Source organism: Clostridium sp. CM74B_53 (assembly GCF_036318045.1).
Classification (GTDB): domain Bacteria; phylum Bacillota; class Clostridia; order Lachnospirales; family Lachnospiraceae; genus Pilosibacter.
On record NZ_JAWQDE010000008.1, the window covers coordinates 56,169 to 74,657 of the forward strand.

An 18,489-nucleotide genomic window follows, 5' to 3' on the forward strand; every position below is an offset into this window, starting at 1 on the left:
TGATAGGGTGAGAATGAGCCAGGGGCGCATGTGAATGTGGTTCCTGGCTCATTTTTTACGCGAACAACGAGCTAAAGTCCGCGCTTGCGCGAGACCTTGGCGACTGTCGCGATAACAAGGGGAAACTCGCGAAGCGAGTTTTCACTTGTTTACGAAAAAATATCTCCGACACGGAAAAAATCTGGTGTCAGAGATATTTTTGTTTAAGGAAAATTCTGATGGAACATCCTGATAATCAAAGAAAATTATGTGTCAATGCGCACTCGCGTAAAGCTTGAGATTGTCGCAAACGACTGCTCCAGAAACCTGGATGTGTCAGTATTTTTAGTTACCTTCTGTGGTCTGCAGCATCCGTGTGACTTTTTTCACACAATAGAAGCAGGTCGGAGCGATATAGCAGCAGGCAGCAACCCAGGCGGTCTGGTCGGCAAAGCAGATCGCGTTATAGCCGAATTGCCCGACAAAGCAGAGGCTGACGATTGTGCGGGCGAACATCTCTGTCACTCCGGAGAAAAATGCTCTTCCGGAATATCCGAGTCCCTGCGTCACCATTCTGGTGATGTTTAAGATCCCGAGTGTCCAGTAAAAGAATCCCATGCAGCGCAGATACTGGGCGGAGGCGTCGAGAACACCTGCGGCATCTTTGCTCACAAAGATCATGGAGAGCGGACGTCCGAAGAAGATCAGGATCAATCCTGCGAAGACTCCGTAGCCAATCCCGAGGGCGATTCCCTCTTTCAGACCTTTTTTGATTCGGGCTGACTGACCGGCGCCGAGGTTCTGGCTGCAGAAGACAGAAACAGCGGTTCCGATCGCATCGAACGGACACAGGGTGAACTGTTTTAACTTCACACCTGCGGTAAAGCCGGAGACATAGTCACCGCCGAGTCCGTTGTTTGCGGACTGCATGACCATGCTGCCGATCGCCGTGATGGAAAACTGGAGACCGGTCGGGAGTCCCATCTGGAGAAGCTCTGCGATCGCGTCTTTTTTGATCACACGGTTTTCTTTCGAGAGCCATAAGATCTTCATGCGCCGGATAATGACGAACAGGCAGAGAATTCCGCTGATCGCCTGGGATGCGATCGTTGCGAAGGCAGCTCCGGCACATCCCCACTTTGCGACAACGATGAAAAAGAGATCCAGAAAGATATTGAGCACCGCGGAGAATGCCAGGAAGATGAACGGTGTACGGCTGTCACCGACTGCGCGCAGGATACTCGATAAGTAATTGTAGAGCAGGGTGAACGGGATCCCGAGGAAAATGATCATCAGATAGATATATGCGTTTGCGTAGATATCGCTCTGGACAGAAAGCATGTGCAGGATCCACGGACACAGAACAGCGCAGAGCGTGGTCACGATGACTGCGATCACTGCGGTGAGGATTGCTCCGTTGAAGATAAAATCTTTCATGCGTTTGTGGTCGCCGGCGCCGAAATATTTTGCGACCGGAATGCCGAAACCGGTACAGCTTCCCATACAGAAGCCGAGGACGAGGAACTGGACGCTGGTGCTGGCCCCGACACTCGCGAGTGCCTGTGCGCCGAGTACCTGTCCGACGATCGCGGCGTCGATGATGTTGTATGTCTGCTGCAGGAGGTTGCCGACTAAGAGGGGCAGTGCGAACTGCAGCATGGACTTTAGAGGACTGCCCTTGATCATGGAAGTTGCCATGTAGAGATTACCTTCTTTCGAAAGGGGAAATTTTTTGATAAAACGAACGTGAATTATCTTATCATAGAGAGGAAAAATTGTATACAGGCATATGCGACAAAATGTAGGTGGAATTTGGGTGGGGATTTTTGCTGTTTTTTAGAGGAACCAGATTCTCGAATCAAGGCACTCCTGTTCGGCTCCTCACCGCTAGGGATTGGTGGGACGAATAGTAAACTTTAACGTGAAAATGGTTGACATCTGGCAGAATCTACCATATAATTGTAAACTATAGCGTAACAAAAGAGTTTACAATCAAACTTGGGCAGATGTGAGAGAAATGAGAAAAATCCTACAAAAAAAGTGGGAAAATCTGCTCTGGAATTACAACGAAATAATACATCTGCTGACTGTAAAAGAGGTTTGCGGCAGGCAGGATAAGATCAGGAAAAGGAGAACATTATGGACGCACTGACACTGGCACAGGAGATTATCGACGGAAGAAGAATCACAAGAGAGGATGACCTGAATTTCTTTCTGACATGCGATCTGAAGGAGCTCTGTGAGGGAGCAGACCGGATCCGCAAGGCATGTGTGGGAGATAAGGTAGACCTTTGTTCTATTATCAACGGACGGAGCGGACGATGTCCAGAGGATTGCAAGTACTGCGCACAGTCTGCTCATCATCATACAAACTGCGAAGTTTATGATTTCCTTCCGGAGGAAGAGATCGTGAAGATGTGCCGTGTCAATGAGGCGGAAGGTGTTGACCGTTTCTCTATCGTGACATCCGGAAAGGCACTGACCGGAGAAGAGTTTGAGAAAGCGATCCATGCTTATGAGACGATGAAGAAGGAATGTAAGATCGACCTCTGCGCATCCATGGGATTTGTGAGTGCGGAGCAGCTCCACAGACTTCACGAGGCTGGTGTTACAAGCTATCATCACAATATTGAGACATCCAGAAGAAATTTCCCGAACATCTGCACGACGCATACTTATGATATGAAGATCAATACTTTAAAGATGATCAAGGCGGAAGGAATGTGTGCATGTTCCGGCGGTATCATCGGAATGGGAGAGACCTGGGAGGACCGTCTCGACATGGCGGTAAGCCTTGCAGAGCTTGGAATCGATTCCATCCCGTTAAATGCACTGATGCCGATCTCGGGAACTCCGCTTGAGCATTTGGAGCGCATCTCCGAGGATGATATTCTCCGCACGGTTGCGTTCTTCCGCTACATCAACCCGGAGGCAAACATCCGTCTTGGAGCAGGCCGCGCACTTCTCACAAACGACGGCGAGACCGCATTCAAGTCCGGAGCATCCGCGACGATCACAGGAAATATGCTGACAACGGTTGCATGTGCGACGATCCGCAGTGACAAGAAGATGTTAGAGGATCTTGGAAGAAATGTGACACCGAAGTATATGAAATAATACCGGGATCAGGAGATTGGAATCATACGTTGTCTAAAAGTAGAAAGTACAGATTAGAAAAGGCTGCCCTGCATTATGTGCGGGCAGCCTTTTGAGCTATCAAGGAAAGTTCTTTTTCACAGCACCAGTAATCCACACCATGATATACACATTCACCGACCATGGAAAACTGCAGCTTTCGGTACGCGCGGAGCGCCTTTTCGTTCGTCTTTGCGACGAGATAATGGGCGGAACGAAAACCACGCCTTTTGGCTTCCTCCATAGCGCAGGTAAAAAGCCTTCCGGCAATCCCGCGGCCCTGATAATTCAGGGAAACAGCGACCCGGGCAAATTCAACGGACGGAACGAGTTCTTTCGACCAGCAGTCCAGGATATCGGTCTCCGGATCGGCGTCGAAGGAGATCACTCCGGCGAGATCATGCCCGGTCGTTGTCTTTAAACAGAACAGGGAATTCCTGGCGAGATCGAAACGGATCGTATCAGCAGACGGATAGTCATCCGTCCAGGCGCAGAATTCTCTGCCGATGTGGGACCGGTAGAGGGAAAGGATCGCGGATGCATCATCCGGGAGCGCAGGTGAAAAGAAAAATTGTTTCACAATTCCGTTTACGGAGATCAGAATCTCCTGATCCTGGATCAAATTCATGGACAATGCTCCTTTACCCTGCCATGATCTCACTCAGTGTTTTCACAAAGAAGATCACGAGGACCACCAGCATCAGCGGTTTTACGAATTTTGCACCGCCTTTATCGAAACACTTTGCACCGAGATAGTTTCCTGCGATACTGAACAGGCCGGCGGTAAGACCGAGGAGAAAAATCACCTTGCCATTCATCAGGTAGACCGCCAGCGCAGTCAGATTTGTTGTCAGGTTGATCGCTTTTGTGATCCCGTTCGCCTCCTTGAGGCCCATGTGGGCGACTCCTGTGAGGAGAAGCAGAAGGAATGTTCCTGTTCCAGGACCGTAAAAGCCGTCATAGATGCCGATGACAAAGGCGATAAATGCGCTGAAGAGGATCATTTTGCGGAGCGGGAATGCCTCTTTTTCTCCGATGAACGGTTTTCCGAACATGAGGTAGAGAGCGGTACACGGCAGGATCACAAGGATCAGGCGTTTAAAGTAGTAATCATCTAACCGAAGGGCAAGCTTTGCGCCGATAGAAGAGCCGATCAGAGCAGTGATGATACAGAGAACTGCGTTCTTCCAGGCAATGTAGCCGTTTTTTGCATATTTTGCAGTTGCGATCAGAGTTCCCATGCCGGAGCTCAGCTTATTCGTTCCAATCGCGAAGTGGACCGGAAAACCCGCGATCAGATAGGCAGGAAGCGAGATCAGACCGCCGCCTCCGGCTACCGCGTCGACAAATCCGGCGAGAAATACGAGCGGGCAGATGATCAGAAAGTGGATCAGATGTAATTCCATAGCAGTAATTCCCCTTAGAAAGTAAATATTGTAGATCTTTCGCCAAATATAGCATAAAATGTCTTGAAATGCAATGAAGGAAAATGACAGAAGAAAACCCTCTTGCTTTTGCCTTTATGATTCGGTAAAATAGAATCAGGCAGAACGATCCCCCCTGAAGATTCAGGAGGGAAACATATGAAAGATAATAAGAAGAAAATTCTGGCGGCTGCGGCTTTCCTGATCGCAGCCGGACTTGTGTTTGGCATGTCTAAAAAGGAGAACGGGATTCGGGAGCTGGATGATTCCGGGGCGGTCGTCATGAGCGGGTCAATGCAGGAACTTATGGGATCCGAAGGGAAACGCGATGCTGAGAAAAATACGAAGTTGAGCACGGATTCATCAGGCTCTGACGGAGAAAAAAATCCGCAGACTGAAAGTGAGAGCGGCGTCGGGGAATCCCGGGAAGCCGGAAATGAAACCGGGACGGGGAAAAGTCCTTCAGAAACGCAGGTGGAAGTGGATAACTCGAAGGCAGCAGGGATCTATGTGTATATCTGCGGAGAGGTTGCAAATCCCGGCGTGTATGAGCTTTCCGAGGACAGCCGGATCTACGAGGCGGTGGATGCCGCAGGCGGATTTACGGAGAATGCGGCGCGTGAGAGCATCAACCTCGCGTCGAAGGTCAGTGACGGGATGCAGATCACGATCTATAATAAGGAAGAAGCTGCATCGCTTCCGGCAGGCGGTACGTCAGCAGGTAAAAATTCCGGGCAGGATCAGATGTCGGGATCTTCTTCACTTGTCAACCTGAATACAGCGACGAAAGAGGAACTGATGACCTTAAAGGGCATCGGGGAGTCGAAGGCGGAGGATATCATCCGCTACCGCGAAAAGAGCGGGGGATTTAAGAAGATCGAAGATATCATGAAGATCTCCGGGATCAAGGAAGCTGGATTCCAGAAGATCAAAGACAGTATTACAGTATAGTATAACTGAAAAAACATCATAAAGAGAGACAGCAGATCAGAAAAACAGGTTTGCGGATCCTGCATTGGGAAAGGAAAAATGGCAGATCCGGTTACAGGGATTGATGAGAGCTGTTATCGATCACAGCATAACATGGAGGAGTAAGATGGCAAGAGTTCTGGTAGTTGATGATGAAAAACTGATCGTGAAGGGAATCCGCTTCAGTCTGGAACAGGATGGATATGAGGTGGACTGCGCCTACGACGGCGATGAGGCGATCGATAGGGCAAAAGAGCGGGAGTACGATGTGGTACTTCTGGACGTCATGCTTCCGGGACACGATGGATTTGAGGTCTGCCAGACGATCCGGGAATTTTCCGAGATGCCGATCATCATGCTGACGGCAAAGGGAGACGATATGGATAAGATCCTGGGCCTGGAGTACGGAGCGGATGATTATATCACGAAACCGTTCAATATTCTTGAGGTAAAAGCGCGGATCAAGGCGATCATCCGGAGAAATAATAAGAAGAACGGCGGCGCGAAACGCCAGGAATCGAGTGTGGTGACAGAAGGCGACTTAAAGCTCGACAGAGAGAGCCGCAGAGTCTTCATCAAGGACAAGGAGATCAACCTGACTGCGAAGGAATTCGATCTTCTGGAACTTCTTGTCACGAATCCGAACAAGGTCTACAGCCGTGAGACGCTGTTAGAGTACGTATGGGGCAATAAGGCCATGGTAAACGGAGATGTTCGCACCGTGGACGTACATGTGAGAAGACTCCGCGAAAAGATCGAACCAAGCCCGAGCGACCCCAAATACGTCCACACCAAGTGGGGCGTGGGGTACTTCTTTCGCGCATAGCGTTGTGCTTGCACAAAAGCAAAAATTATACGAGCTGGACCTATAGGGCTCCCACTACGGACTAGCCAGCAAAAAAGTGTTGTGCTTGCACGAAAATTATGCGGCCCAGCCAACAAATTTAAGTTGTATCAAAAAGGAGAAAAACATCTATGACATACACAATTCGCCCGGTCCGTCCGTCGGACCTTGCGGCAGTCACCGAGGTGGAGGCGATCTGCTTTCCTGCCGCGGAGGCAGCGACCGGAGAATCTTTTAAAGCCCGTATTGTGGCATTCCCGGAATGCTTTTTCGTTGCGGAATCAGAGGGAAAGATCATCGGCTTCATCAACGGCTGTGCCACGGATTCTAAAACGATCTGTGACGAGATGTACGAAAATTCCGCCTGCCACAAGACGGATGGAGCATACCAGTCCATCTTCGGTCTGGACGTGCTCCCGGATTACCAGCGTCAGGGGATCGCGGCAGATCTCATGAACCACATGATCGGGGATGCGAAAAATAAGGGAAGGAAAGGTCTGATCCTCACATGCAAGGACCGCCTGATCCACTATTATGCGAAATTCGGATATAAAAATATGGGCGTGTCCGAGTCTGTCCACGGCGGGGCAGTCTGGTATGACATGATCCTGGAATTCGGAGCGCAGGAATCATGAAGATCACACTGATCACGGTCGGAAAGATCAAGGAAAAATTCTTCCAGGATGCGATTGCGGAATATTGCAAACGCTTGAGCCGGTACTGCAAGCTGGAGATCATCCAGGTTGCGGATGAGAAGACGCCGGACGGTGCCAGCGAGGCAGTGGAGACGCAGATCAAAGAAAAAGAAGGCGAACGGATCCTTTCCAATATCAAGGACGGAAGTTTTGTCGTTGCTCTCGCGATCAATGGAAATATGCTGGATTCTGAGGAGCTTGCGGCAAAAATAGAAAAATGGGGTGTGTCCGGGATCAGCCAGATCGTGTTTATCATCGGCGGATCGTTAGGTCTTTCAAACCAGGTCCTGGTACGGGCCGATTACAAGCTGAGCTTTTCAAAGATGACATTCCCGCACCAGCTCATGCGGGTCATTCTTCTGGAGCAGATTTACCGGAGTTACCGGATCATTCAGGGAGAACCTTACCATAAATAGCGTGTATTTGTTACTTTTCACGGGGAGGATATTCCGAACCGAAAATTCCGCATGAGACAGCAGTGATTGCGGATTGAAACAAGGAGGCAAAAACGAGTGACAGAGGAACAGAACGCAGGGAAGATCTTTCTTTTCTGTAAGGAACCTTCACCGGAGCGGATCATGAAATGCCTGCGGGACGCATTTGACGTTCCGGGCAGTGTTCATGATGCGGACCTGAAACTTCATAACGGGGATCTGGACGTGACGATCCGGGTATATTGTGAGAGTGCGGGCGGCGAAGAACAGGAGCTTGTCCGTGGCTGGTCAGACCGGTCGCGTGGGCATTTTTCCAGAGTTGAGACTGCCGCGGTGGATGTGAAGACGAATCTTCTTTATCAGTTGGAGGGAACCGAGAGCATCGTTTCGGTGGATTATACATTTGATGGGGAGGAGTCCGAATTCCTGACAGAGGAAGAGGAGTCTGCAAAGAGAAATATGGAGCAGACGCTGTTCGGCGTTCTTTCTACTCTTCGGGCTGTCATGGCGTTCCGGGGTGAAAAGAGAGGATTTTACTGTCTGGACGCATCCGGGATGGAGAAGCTGATCCTGGATGGAAACGGAAACAGTGAGATGGAACGGTTTCTGCCCTACAAGTCGGTTGGATATGTCCCGGGAAATGATATCGAGGCAGAGCAGTTGAACAGGAGAGAGGGAAACCGCAGGGAATTTGAGGCTCATGGAGTGTATGTTCCGGTATTTTATCCACTTCTGGAAACAGAGGCGGAGGCGGACTGCCGGACACCTTATGAGATCGCGGCCCGTGCGGTAGCACTTCTTCTCGTGGCGGCATTCTCCGAAGCGATGCTTGCTGCGAAGATGGACCAGAAAGAGGCGCTTGAATTTATCGGAAAAAGGATCCGTGAGTTCGGTGCGGAGGACTTTTTCTCGCCGAAAGAATGGAAATATCTGCATGATGAGGAGCCGAAGGAATCGGAGAAGATCTCTTACTCCTGGCAGTACGAAAATCTGCATGTGATGGAGTGGGCGCTGGGGCTGATTGAGGGACCGCTTGATTTCCCGGATCGTTTCTGTGACGTGGCGGAAGCTGCGCGGATCCTGACATCGTTCCATTCAATGCGGGAGATCCTGGATGCGGCAAAACCGAGATCTCCGAAGGAGCTTCTCGATGCCTGTGACATGATCTTCTGCCTGGACTGGGCCTGCACCGATACGCGGATGCGGGATCTTCCGACGCCGGCAGGGATGGACGGCGGCGTGGTCTTTGAGCGCCATAAAGCTTTGAACTGGCTCGTGGGGGTCGGGGAAAAGGCGGACTGGGATCATGTGCCGGTGGATACATGATAAAGAGAGCGAACTGTGGGCGTGAAAAGTAACGAAGCGAGGTTACAGTACACGGGCTCTCCATGCCCGCGCACTGTAACAGGATTTTGCCGATGCTCCGCATTCCGAATCGGCAAAATCCGCGACCAAAACTGTATCATACGGAATTTTCAGTTCAGAAAATTCCTACCCGTGAAAAGTAACAAAGCGAGTGCATTGCAGGGCAGGAAACTGTGATGCGCTTTTTTTCTTGCTTTTTTTAGCACGTTGTAGTATAATTACGGCACTGCGATAAAGACAAATGTCCACGCTGCACGGTCATGAAGCGGAAGCGAAACAGAAACGCTGTCGATACCGGATCCTGTATCCGGACCGGAGAAAGATGTGGAAAGAAAACCGGAGACTTTTCTGATCGCTGGTCAGGGAAAGGAAGACCGGGATAAAGGAGAAAAATACCATGGGAGAGAAAAAGGTGATCAAAGCGGCGCTCCTCGGTGCCGGAACGGTTGGAAGCGGAGTGTATGCGCTCTCTGAGATGTTAAAGGATGAGATGTTTCAGAAAACGGGAGCTAATCTGGAGATCAAGAAGGTCCTGGTGAGGAACACAAAAAAAGAGCGCCCGGGAATCCCGAAGGAGGTCCTGACGGACAACTGGAAGGAAATCCTGGAAGATGATGAAATCCAGCTGGTCATCGAACTGATGGGCGGCGTGGAGCCGGCGAGAACTTATATCGTGGAGGCGCTTGAGACAGGAAAGCAGGTTGTCACGGCAAACAAGGATGTGCTCGCGGAGTACGGACAGGAGATCCTGACACTTGCGGAAAATAATGGATGCGATATCCAGTTTGAGGCTGCCGTTGCCGGTGCGATCCCGATCATCCGGCCGTTAAAGCAGAGTCTTGCAGGAAGTATGCTGACGGAGATCATGGGAATCGTCAACGGGACCACGAACTACATTCTGACGAAAATGTCGGAAGAGGGAATGGATTATCAGGAAGCGCTCGCGAAGGCGACGGAACTTGGCTACGCGGAGGCGGATCCGACGGCTGATGTGGAAGGTTACGATGCGGGCCGAAAGATCGCGATCATGTCCTCCCTGGCATTCAACTCCAAGGTGACATTCAAAGATGTCTACATGGAAGGGATCACAAAGATCACCTCCGATGACATCCGCTATGCAAAGGAATTCGGCTATGTGATCAAACTTCTCGGTGTCACAAAGCTGGTGAACAATGAGATCGAGGTCAAGGTTCACCCGATGCTGATCCCGGAGCAGCATCCGCTCGCGACAGTCCGCGATTCGTTCAACGCAGTGTTTGTCCATGGTGAGGCCTGCGATGACGCGATGTTCATGGGACGCGGTGCAGGAAAGATGCCGACGGCCAGCGCTGTCATGGGTGATATCATCATTGTCATGAGAAATATCGTCCATGACAACTGTGGATGGAACGGCGGCGTTGCATATAAGAATTATCCGGTAAAACCGATCGAGGAGACGAGATCGAGATATTTCCTCCGCCTTCAGGTTGCGAACAAGCCGGGCGCTCTGGCGAATATCGCGGGAGTTCTCGGAAACAACGATGTAAGCATCGCCCAGGTCGTACAGAAACGTGCGAGAGACGGAGTTGCGGAGCTCGTTGTGATCACGGATTCCGTGCTGGAGAGACATTTCAACGATGCGCTGATGATCGTGAAAGGAATGTCTGTATTGCGGGAGGTTTCCGGGATCATTCGTGTATACGGAGATTAAGAAAGAACAGGATGTTAATTGTAAAAAGGCAGATCTGCCTGGTTGGAAATACTTCTGACCGGTAGATCTGCTTTTTTTATCAGAAGACAGTAATTTTCTCCCCAAAATTGCGGACTTTTAGAGCAAAACGCAATTTCCTTCCCAAAATTGCGGACTTTCAGAACAAGATCGACCAAGTCATATTTCCGGACTTGTCTCATATGATGTATCACAGAATGGAAGGGAGGATGGCGGATTGAAGGCTGAAATGGTCCAGAGATTTCTGGAGCAGGTGATCACGGAGAAAGAACCAATACGGGAAATCAGGATACGGATTGGAAAGCCGGTGTTCGTTCTGGATTCGGAGGGGGAAAAAATCCTGAATTTTGATGAAAAAAGAGGAAATCCAGAATTACTGCGGATAGAAGATGAGAAAGAAAATTCAGGAATCGAGAATGGGAGCATGGCGGATTCCGAGCTGATCCGAGCTCTCATGGAAATCTTTGCAAGACATTCCCTCTATGCCTACGAGCGGGAGATCAGCCAGGGATTTCTCACGATCCGCGGCGGACATCGGATCGGGATCACGGGAAAAGCAGTGGTGGAGTCCGGACATGTAAAAACAGTCCGGGATATCTCATCCTTAAACATCCGCATCGCCCACGAGATAAAAGGATGCGCGAAATCCGTGCTGCCGCATCTTCTGTCAGGGGAAGAGTTTCTTGATACGCTGGTGATCTCCCCGCCGGGAGCCGGAAAGACTACCCTTTTGCGTGATCTGATCCGGGAACTTTCCAGCGGGGGATCATGGGGATCCGGGAAAAACGTGTCCGTGGTGGACGAGCGTTCGGAGATCGCAGCCTGTTTTGGCGGGGTCCCGCAGTGTGACCTCGGTCCCCGGACGGATGTGATGGACGGCTGTCCGAAAGCCGTGGGCATGCTCATGATGCTGCGCTCCATGGCACCGCAGGTACTGGCGGTCGACGAAGCGGGCGGGGAGGAGGAGATCCGGGCGATGAAATACGCGATGAAATGCGGGTGCCGGATCCTCGCCACGGTCCATGGAGCGGACATGGAGGACATCATGAAACGTCCGGCGTGGAGAGACATCGTGGGCGAAAAGATATTTTCCCGATATGTGGTCCTCACTGGGGTACCGACACCTGGAACTGTGGCGGAGATCTATGATGAATCTGTATGTCAATGCAGAGAGAAAAGCACCTGTGAAGACAGGTATGCAGCGGCAGCATTCAGTTACCGATCTCAGCTGAGGATGACCGGAAAATGGGAGAATGAAAAGATATGAAATATGTGGGACTTTTATGCATGGCGGCAGCGGTGGTGGCGGGCGGTTTTCTGATGGCGGGGGAGTGGGAAGCGCGGGTGAAGATCTTGCTGCTCTTCCGTCAGATGATGGTCTATCTGAAGAGCCGGATCCTCTACTCGAATGAGACGCTTCCGGAGGCTCTGAAGGAAGTCGGAACACGATTTGCGGACGAGAAAAGCGGGATGGAAGCGGAAGCAGGGCTTTTTTTCCTGAGAGTGGAAAAACGGATGGAGGAAGAACGCGGAAAATCATTTTCTGAGATATGGAAAGAGGAGCTGGACAGACTTCCGGAGGATCTGCCGATGAGAAACGAGGATCTTCAGGCACTCCGGTCGCTGGGGGAAAATCTCGGATATGCGGACAAAACGACCCAGGAGCGGACGATCCTTTTCTATCTGGAACAGGCGGATGACTCGCTTGCTTTCCTGAAAAAGGAGACGGAGAGCCGGACGAAGCTTTACCGGTCGCTTGGAATGGCAGCGGGACTTTTCATTCTGGTGCTCTTTGCGTAAAGGAGGGGAAACATGGGGGTAAATCTGATCTTTAAGATCGCGGCGGTGGGGATCCTGGTTTCGGTGATGTGCCAGGTTTTAAAGCACAGCGGGCGGGAGGACCAGGCATTTCTCACGAGTCTCGCGGGTCTGATTCTGGTCCTGTTCTGGATCGTACCGTATATCTATGAATTGTTTGAGACGATCAAAAACCTGTTTTCACTGTGAGGGGGAATGACTATGTCTGTGGTACAGGCGGCGCTTTTGGGGCTTACGGCGATCCTGTTTGCGGCTCAGCTGAAGCCGTTGAAGCCGGAGTACGCGGTCTATCTCGTTCTGGCGGCATCCATCGGGATCGGATTTCTGGGACTTGCAAAGCTCGGAGGCCTTCTCGAGACTTTGCGGGAGATCGGAAACGGGATCCGGATCCGGCATGTGTATTTGACAACACTTCTCCGGATGGCGGGGATCGCTTACATCGCGGAGTTCATGTCTGGGATCTGTAAGGATGCGGGATATTCGGCGGTGGGGACACAGGTGGAGATGGTGGGAAAACTCGCGATCCTGGCGGTGAGCGCACCGGTTGTTCTGTCACTCGTGGAGTCATTGAAGGTGTTTATGGAATGAAAAGATCGGGAAAACGTAGGGGATCTGCGGTACTGATCCGGTTCATGCTCATGATCATGGGGCTTTTTGCGGGGAACTTTTTTAGGACAATTCCCGCATTTGCGGCGGAGCCGGGGGATCCCGGGCAGGAAGTATGGACACAGGATGCGGGGAGTACGGCTCTTGATCTTTCAGAGATCGAGAATTATCTGGACCGGATCGGGGAACAGAAAACGGCGGGAATGACATTTGGGGAACTGATGAACATGATCCAGGCAGGGGACATGGAGAAAATCTTTTTGTATGGAAGAGACCGGATCGCCTCCGCGTTATTTTCGGAAATCAGGACAAACGCATCATTTCTCGCGGAGATCCTGATCCTGTCCCTGTGCGGGGCGGCCTGCTCCGGTTTCTTTGGGATCTTTGGCTCCGGCCAGCTGTCGGAGACGGGATTTTATGTGATCTGCATCTGTGTGCAGACCTTTCTGGCGGCTGGCTTTTTTTCCAGCATCCGAATCGCGGAGGAGACGACGGGGGAGATCCTGGGATTCATGAAAGTGCTGCTCCCGGCCTACTTTCTTGCAGTGACGATGGCGGGCGGGGCGGTGACATCCGCCTCGGTCTGCGGGTTTACGATCGGAGCCATCGGAGTGATCCAGACGGTAGTCTCCGGATTCCTTCTGCCGGTCATGAAACTTTACATGGTGATTTCCCTGGTCGGAAATCTGTTCCGGGAGGAGATGTTCTCGGTGATGACGGAGCTTCTGGGAAAGGTTGTGGGGTGGACGGTGAAGACCATGTTCGGGATCGTTGTGGGATTTCATCTGATCCAGGGGCTGGTACTTCCACAGGCGGATGCCATGAAAAACGCGGCGGTCATGCGGGCGGTCGAGGCAGTCCCCGGGGTCGGCGCAGGGGCCGGAGTGGTTTCTGATCTTCTTCTGGGATCGGCGGTCCTGATCAAGAATACAGCCGGAGCAGCGGCAGTGGCAGTCCTGCTTTTTCTGGCAGCAGTTCCGATGGTGAAGCTTACAGTCCTTATGGTGCTTTACTATCTGGCGGCAGCCGTGATGCAGCCCGTGTGCGACAAACGGCTGACGGCATGTATAACGCAGAATGCCGCCGGACATGGGATGCTGCTGAAGATCGTGGGGTACTCGCTGGCACTGTTCGTCGTGACGATCGCGGTGATCAGCTATTCGACGAACGCGGTGTATTATGCGGGATGAACAAAATGAGAATATGCAGTTTTGAAGATGCGGAGCGGGTATGGAAGTCTGAAAAATCAGACGGATGTTTTGGAAGTGGTGTGAGCAGCGGTGGAAAAGTGAGGTGAACGGCATGAAAGCAGTGGAAAACTGGGTGCGTGACATCGTATTTTACATGATCTTTGTGACGATGGTCATGAACCTTCTGCCGGATCCGAAATATGAGAAATATTTGCGGCTGTTTGCTGGCGCGGTCATGATCCTTCTGGCGTTTGGACCGGTATTACGGATCACGGGGATGGAGACGGCGATGGCGGGGATCTTTGAAAAGATTACATTTGAGAATGATGTCCGGACGCTGAAGGAAGAGCTGGGGGCGGCAGATGAGCGCCGGATCAGGGAATTTTATGGGCGATACCGGGCTGCGGCGGAGGCGGATATCCGGTCGATGGCGGAGCATGACGGGCTGGAATGTGAGAGCGTTTCGGTCGATGTGGCGGAAGCCGGGAATATCAGCTATGTGAAGCTGGTGGTCAGGGGCAGGCAGGATCAGACCGGGGTGGGGATCGCCTCGGTGAGAAGAAAGATAGGAGCGTATTATGGAATGGAAGAACAGGACATTGAGGTCGATGTTAAAAGGAAATAAGGAGAAAGTGCTCTTTTTATTCTGTTCCGGACTGCTTTTGTTTGTGATCTCGCTTCCGGACAGCGGAAAGACGGATCCCGGGTGGAATAATCGTGCGGCGGAGGTCCTGGCCGATGTGGGGGATGAGAGTGCGGCGGATCCCAGCGCCGGTTCGGAGACGGCAGCAAAGGCGGAGAGTGTTTCCTACGAGGCGGAGCTGGAGCGGCGGATCCGGGAACTTTTAAGGAGTGTGGACGGCGTCGGGGAGGCGGATGTGATGGTAGTCTTAAAATCCTCGGAGGAGAGAGTCTGGCATGTGGATAAGAGCAGCACCTCCTCGGTGACGGAGGAGAGCGGGGCGGATTCCGGGAGTTCCAGGATCATACGGGAGGAAGATCAGTCGGAGAGCACGGTGCTTGACGGGAAGAGCCAGTCGCCGGTGATGGAAAAGGAGGTGAAGCCGGAACTCTCAGGGATCATCATCAGCGCGGACGGGGGAGGAAGCGCGGTGATCCGGGCGGAGATCACGGAGGCCATGGAGGCGCTCCTCGGGCTTCCGGCAAACAAGATCAAGGTGATGAAGCGGGCGGCAGGGGAATCCTGAGAAGAAATTCTCCGGGGCGGGATCCGGCTGTGGAACTTTCGGATGTCCGGAATGAGTGTATGGTGCCGGGAAAATAGATCGGTATTCTGCCGGGACTGCATATTTTAGGCGTGGAATCATAGAATGGAAGTATGAAAGTATGGGAAAGAAGGAGTTTTGCGATGAAACGGATCTTCAGAAGGAATCAGATCATTATCACGACACTGGCAGTCATGATCGCGGCGGCGGGATACCTGAATTACTCGTCGAAGAAGGAAGTGGCGGGGGCAGAGGTGTACGAGGCGGGGATGATGGACATTTCCGATTCGGACATTCTGGCGGAGAATCAGGCGAAGAGCGGAGTGGATGATGGAAGTCTCACGGAGATCGCAAGTCTGGACGGAGACGGCGAAGAGAAGCTTCCGGATGGAAATGAGGTGGCTGCGGTGCCGGAGAGTGCGGAGGTTTCTGGATCTGAGGCTGCAGGGGAGGAGACCGCGGCAGCGGGGATCGAGAATCCGGGCGAGGCAGTGCTCACAGGCGGAACGGGGATCTCTGAGTACATAGCGGGGGTTCAGCTTGGAAGGGAGCAGATCCGGGCGAAGAACAAGGAGACGTTGATGCAGATCATCAACAGTGACCAGATCTCGGAGGAGGAGAAGCAGACGGCGATCCAGAACCTGATCGGTCTGACGGAGGTTTCGGAGAAGGAGAATGCGGCGGAGACGCTTCTCAAGGCGAAGGGCTTTGTGGACCCGGTGGTCAGCATTACGGACGGGAAGGCGGACGTTGTTGTGAACGCGGCATCGCTCACGGACCAGGAGCGGGCGCAGATCGAGGATATCGTGAAGAGAAAGACGGAGATCGGGGCGGACGGGATCGTGATCACGCTGCTGGATGCGGAGGAGTGATGGGAACATGGCAGAGGATGAGAAAAAGAGCTATGCAACAGGGGGAGAAAATGGTATAATAACAGTATCTTTGATATACAGGAGGTAATTATTGTGGCAGCGGAAACAGAGAGAAGCAGTCATAAGGTTTATGAGAAGGACAAAATCGGAGAGGTCCGGATTGCGGATGAAGTCGTGGCAATTATTGCCGGCCTGGCAGCAACTGAGGTCGAGGGCGTGGATTCCATGGCTGGAAATATCACAAATGAGCTGGTTGGAAAGCTTGGAATGAAGAATCTTTCCAAGGGCGTGAAGGTGGAAGTGACAGAGGAACATGTGAGTGTGAATATGGCGCTGAACCTGAAGTATGGATATAGTATTCCGGATGTCTGCGAGAAGGTGCAGGAGAAGGTTAAGAGTGCGATCGAGAACATGACGGGGCTTACGGTGCTTGATGTGAATATTAAGATTGCCGGGGTCAGCATGGAAGAAAAGTAAAGATTATAACTGCGTGAGGGCAGAATCCCCAGAAGACTGGGGATCCTGCCCTTTTTGGCAAACTTATTCTATTTCGATGGTGTAGTTATAGCTGTAGGTATGGACGTAAAGCATATGATCTTGATACACGAGGAGATCAGGCTGTTTTTTTAGTTTCAGGCGGGAGAGGATTTCGCCGGTGTGAAGATCAAGCTGATAGAGGTAGTCGTCCTCGGAGGTGAAGCCGTATCCGCAGAGGATGACATTGTCTTTTAAGATAAAGTTCATGGAGTTATAAGTCTGGTCAGCGCTTCGCCAGAGGAGTTTATTATCTTCCAGATCATAGGCGAACATGAAACAGGTATCCGGCTGGGCATAGCCGTTTGTCACGCTGGCTCCATAGAAGATTCCGTCCCTTAGACAGGCGTTATTTCCGTTGATGTACCATTTGTCGGTGGGATAGGTTAAGACATACAGGCAGTTTCCGGTACCGTTCTCAAAAATATAAAGTTCTTCGCCGGACCAGAGGTACTGGTAGTTGTCATCATAAAAGTTGTTCCAGTCGGTGCCGATCATGGGGAGGGATAATCCTTTACTGTCGTACCATTCGTTTGCAAAATCGATACCGTTTTCTTCTTCGGATACGATTTTTAAATCAAAAGGAGCGGTGGCATCACCGGTGGGATGTGTTTCCCTGGCTGTGGACAGGTCGATGGTAATGTATTTTGTCTCAGGAGCCGTATTTTCGGTGTCAGTATTGGCAGCAGGGCTGGTTTCTGTTTTCATATCGGTTTCAGAGCTTTCTTCTGCCACTGTTTTCGTGTCAGATTCAGAGGTGCTTTCTGCCGTTGTTTCTGTAGCATTTTTAGAACTGGATTCTGTCTCTCCTTTTAATTCGATTTCGGAAGTTTGTATCGCTGTTTCTGCGGGAGTATCTGTTGAAATCGTGTTTTTCTCAGCGCCGCATCCTGATAATAACATGCACAGGATGATGAACGGCAGGTATTTTACTTTGTTCATTGTATTATTTTCCTTTCTGAGGTAAGTTTGGAATTCTGAAGGGATCAGAAAGAGTATACCATACCACAAGGATAAAAAAAACATCTCTCACATAAGGACTTGTGAAAATATACATTTTCATGTATAATCCTAAATTAGGAGTACTCTGTTCTGCGCTCACATCTGCAGAAGCTGCAAAAGGCAGCTTTTTCAGAAGCATGGCTGCAAAAGAGCAGTTCAGAGATTGATAATCAGAGCAGCACGGACTGACGGAAAAGCCCGTCGGCCCGTTCAGATAAACGGAGGTAGAAAAGTGACCAGAAGGGAAGCCAGAGAACATTGTTTTAAGATGCTGTTCTGCCAGGATTTTTACCCGGCAGAGGAGAAGGAAGAGCAGTTAGAGAAATATTTTGAAGCGCCGAAGGAGGATGTGACCGGCGAAGACGGAAAAGATGAGATCCTTCATGATCCGTTTGAGAAAGAAGAGGACCGCGCATATCTCGAAAAACGCGTCGAGAAGATCATGGAACTGATCCCGGAGATCGATGAAAAGATCAACGAGATCGCGGAAGGCTGGAGAACAAGACGTATGGGTAAAGTTGAGCTTACGATTTTACGTCTTGCAGTGTTCGAGATGAAATATGACGAGGAGATCCCGGAGAAGGTTGCCATCAACGAAGCGGTTGAACTCGCAAAGAAATTCGGCGGAGATGAAGCCCCGGCATTTGTAAACGGTATCCTTGCAAAACTGATCCAGAAAGGCAATTAA

The 18,489-nt window shown here is 51.2% G+C and carries 21 protein-coding genes; 17 read left to right on the plus strand and 4 right to left on the minus strand.

What is annotated here, in order from left to right:
- Positions 1-324: 324 nt before the first annotated feature.
- Positions 325-1,677: an MATE family efflux transporter gene (locus tag V2546_RS08640; protein WP_329752070.1), complete on the minus strand. Its 1,353-nt coding sequence runs from the start codon at positions 1,675-1,677 to the stop codon at positions 325-327.
- 441 nt (positions 1,678-2,118) lie between these two features.
- Between V2546_RS08640 and bioB the strand changes: the two genes are divergently transcribed.
- A complete protein-coding gene (bioB, locus tag V2546_RS08645; protein ID WP_329752071.1) occupies positions 2,119-3,096 on the plus strand; it encodes a biotin synthase BioB in 978 nt (325 codons plus the stop codon).
- A gap of 73 nt (positions 3,097-3,169) precedes the next feature.
- On the opposite strand, the gene V2546_RS08650 is transcribed toward bioB, so the two are convergent.
- Together V2546_RS08650 and V2546_RS08655 are read right to left on the minus strand one after the other, a co-directional pair.
- The gene (locus V2546_RS08650) at positions 3,170-3,742 is read right to left on the minus strand and encodes a GNAT family N-acetyltransferase (RefSeq protein WP_329752072.1); all 573 of its coding nucleotides are present in this window, start codon (positions 3,740-3,742) and stop codon (positions 3,170-3,172) included.
- 13 nt (positions 3,743-3,755) lie between these two features.
- Positions 3,756-4,520, minus strand: a complete 765-nt coding sequence (locus tag V2546_RS08655) for a sulfite exporter TauE/SafE family protein (protein ID WP_185911951.1) — start codon at positions 4,518-4,520, stop codon at positions 3,756-3,758.
- Between the two features lie 177 nt (positions 4,521-4,697).
- Between V2546_RS08655 and V2546_RS08660 the strand changes: the two genes are divergently transcribed.
- The 15 genes from V2546_RS08660 to V2546_RS08730 all read left to right on the plus strand — a co-directional run bounded on the left by V2546_RS08660 (position 4,698) and on the right by V2546_RS08730 (position 16,742).
- Complete coding sequence (locus tag V2546_RS08660; protein WP_329752073.1) at positions 4,698-5,489, plus strand: helix-hairpin-helix domain-containing protein; 792 nt, start codon at positions 4,698-4,700, stop codon at positions 5,487-5,489.
- 145 nt (positions 5,490-5,634) lie between these two features.
- Positions 5,635-6,333 (plus strand): response regulator transcription factor, encoded by a 699-nt coding sequence (locus V2546_RS08665; protein ID WP_329752074.1) that lies wholly within the window; start codon positions 5,635-5,637, stop codon positions 6,331-6,333.
- Positions 6,334-6,482: 149 nt separating this feature from the next.
- Positions 6,483-6,986 (plus strand): GNAT family N-acetyltransferase, encoded by a 504-nt coding sequence (locus V2546_RS08670; protein WP_329752075.1) that lies wholly within the window; start codon positions 6,483-6,485, stop codon positions 6,984-6,986.
- Entirely contained in the window at positions 6,983-7,462 is a 480-nt protein-coding gene (rlmH, locus tag V2546_RS08675) for a 23S rRNA (pseudouridine(1915)-N(3))-methyltransferase RlmH (protein WP_329752076.1), read from the plus strand. The genes V2546_RS08670 and rlmH overlap by 4 nt, the downstream gene beginning before the upstream one ends.
- Before the next feature lie 96 nt (positions 7,463-7,558).
- On the plus strand, positions 7,559-8,806 hold the full coding sequence (locus tag V2546_RS08680; RefSeq protein WP_329752077.1) for a DUF4272 domain-containing protein: 1,248 nt from the start codon (positions 7,559-7,561) through the stop codon (positions 8,804-8,806).
- Positions 8,807-9,242: 436 nt separating this feature from the next.
- A complete protein-coding gene (locus V2546_RS08685; protein WP_118298739.1) occupies positions 9,243-10,535 on the plus strand; it encodes a homoserine dehydrogenase in 1,293 nt (430 codons plus the stop codon).
- A 235-nt stretch (positions 10,536-10,770) separates the two neighbouring features.
- Complete coding sequence (gene spoIIIAA, locus V2546_RS08690) at positions 10,771-11,820, plus strand: stage III sporulation protein AA (RefSeq protein ID WP_252197485.1); 1,050 nt, start codon at positions 10,771-10,773, stop codon at positions 11,818-11,820.
- A complete protein-coding gene (locus V2546_RS08695; protein ID WP_142412268.1) occupies positions 11,817-12,353 on the plus strand; it encodes a stage III sporulation protein AB in 537 nt (178 codons plus the stop codon). The genes spoIIIAA and V2546_RS08695 overlap by 4 nt, the downstream gene beginning before the upstream one ends.
- A 12-nt stretch (positions 12,354-12,365) precedes the next feature.
- Complete coding sequence (spoIIIAC, locus tag V2546_RS08700) at positions 12,366-12,560, plus strand: stage III sporulation protein AC (RefSeq protein ID WP_118298737.1); 195 nt, start codon at positions 12,366-12,368, stop codon at positions 12,558-12,560.
- A gap of 12 nt (positions 12,561-12,572) precedes the next feature.
- Positions 12,573-12,959: a SpoIIIAC/SpoIIIAD family protein gene (locus V2546_RS08705; RefSeq protein ID WP_329752078.1), complete on the plus strand. Its 387-nt coding sequence runs from the start codon at positions 12,573-12,575 to the stop codon at positions 12,957-12,959.
- Complete coding sequence (locus V2546_RS08710; RefSeq protein ID WP_329752079.1) at positions 12,956-14,167, plus strand: stage III sporulation protein AE; 1,212 nt, start codon at positions 12,956-12,958, stop codon at positions 14,165-14,167. Before V2546_RS08705 ends, V2546_RS08710 begins: the two co-directional genes overlap by 4 nt.
- Positions 14,168-14,279: 112 nt before the next feature.
- Positions 14,280-14,792 carry a stage III sporulation protein AF gene (locus V2546_RS08715; RefSeq protein WP_329752080.1) on the plus strand — a complete coding sequence of 171 codons (513 nt, stop codon included), beginning with the start codon at positions 14,280-14,282 and terminating at the stop codon, positions 14,790-14,792.
- Complete coding sequence (locus V2546_RS08720) at positions 14,746-15,375, plus strand: stage III sporulation protein AG (protein WP_118530492.1); 630 nt, start codon at positions 14,746-14,748, stop codon at positions 15,373-15,375. Before V2546_RS08715 ends, V2546_RS08720 begins: the two co-directional genes overlap by 47 nt.
- 161 nt (positions 15,376-15,536) lie before the next feature.
- Positions 15,537-16,265, plus strand: a complete 729-nt coding sequence (locus V2546_RS08725) for a SpoIIIAH-like family protein (protein WP_215703239.1) — start codon at positions 15,537-15,539, stop codon at positions 16,263-16,265.
- A 93-nt stretch (positions 16,266-16,358) separates the two neighbouring features.
- Positions 16,359-16,742, plus strand: coding sequence for an Asp23/Gls24 family envelope stress response protein (locus tag V2546_RS08730; RefSeq protein ID WP_142412262.1), 384 nt, complete (start codon positions 16,359-16,361; stop codon positions 16,740-16,742).
- A gap of 63 nt (positions 16,743-16,805) precedes the next feature.
- On the opposite strand, the gene V2546_RS08735 is transcribed toward V2546_RS08730, so the two are convergent.
- A complete protein-coding gene (locus V2546_RS08735) occupies positions 16,806-17,741 on the minus strand; it encodes a hypothetical protein (RefSeq protein WP_329752081.1) in 936 nt (311 codons plus the stop codon).
- A 292-nt stretch (positions 17,742-18,033) separates the two neighbouring features.
- Between V2546_RS08735 and nusB the strand changes: the two genes are divergently transcribed.
- Positions 18,034-18,489, plus strand: coding sequence for a transcription antitermination factor NusB (gene nusB, locus V2546_RS08740; protein ID WP_118599212.1), 456 nt, complete (start codon positions 18,034-18,036; stop codon positions 18,487-18,489).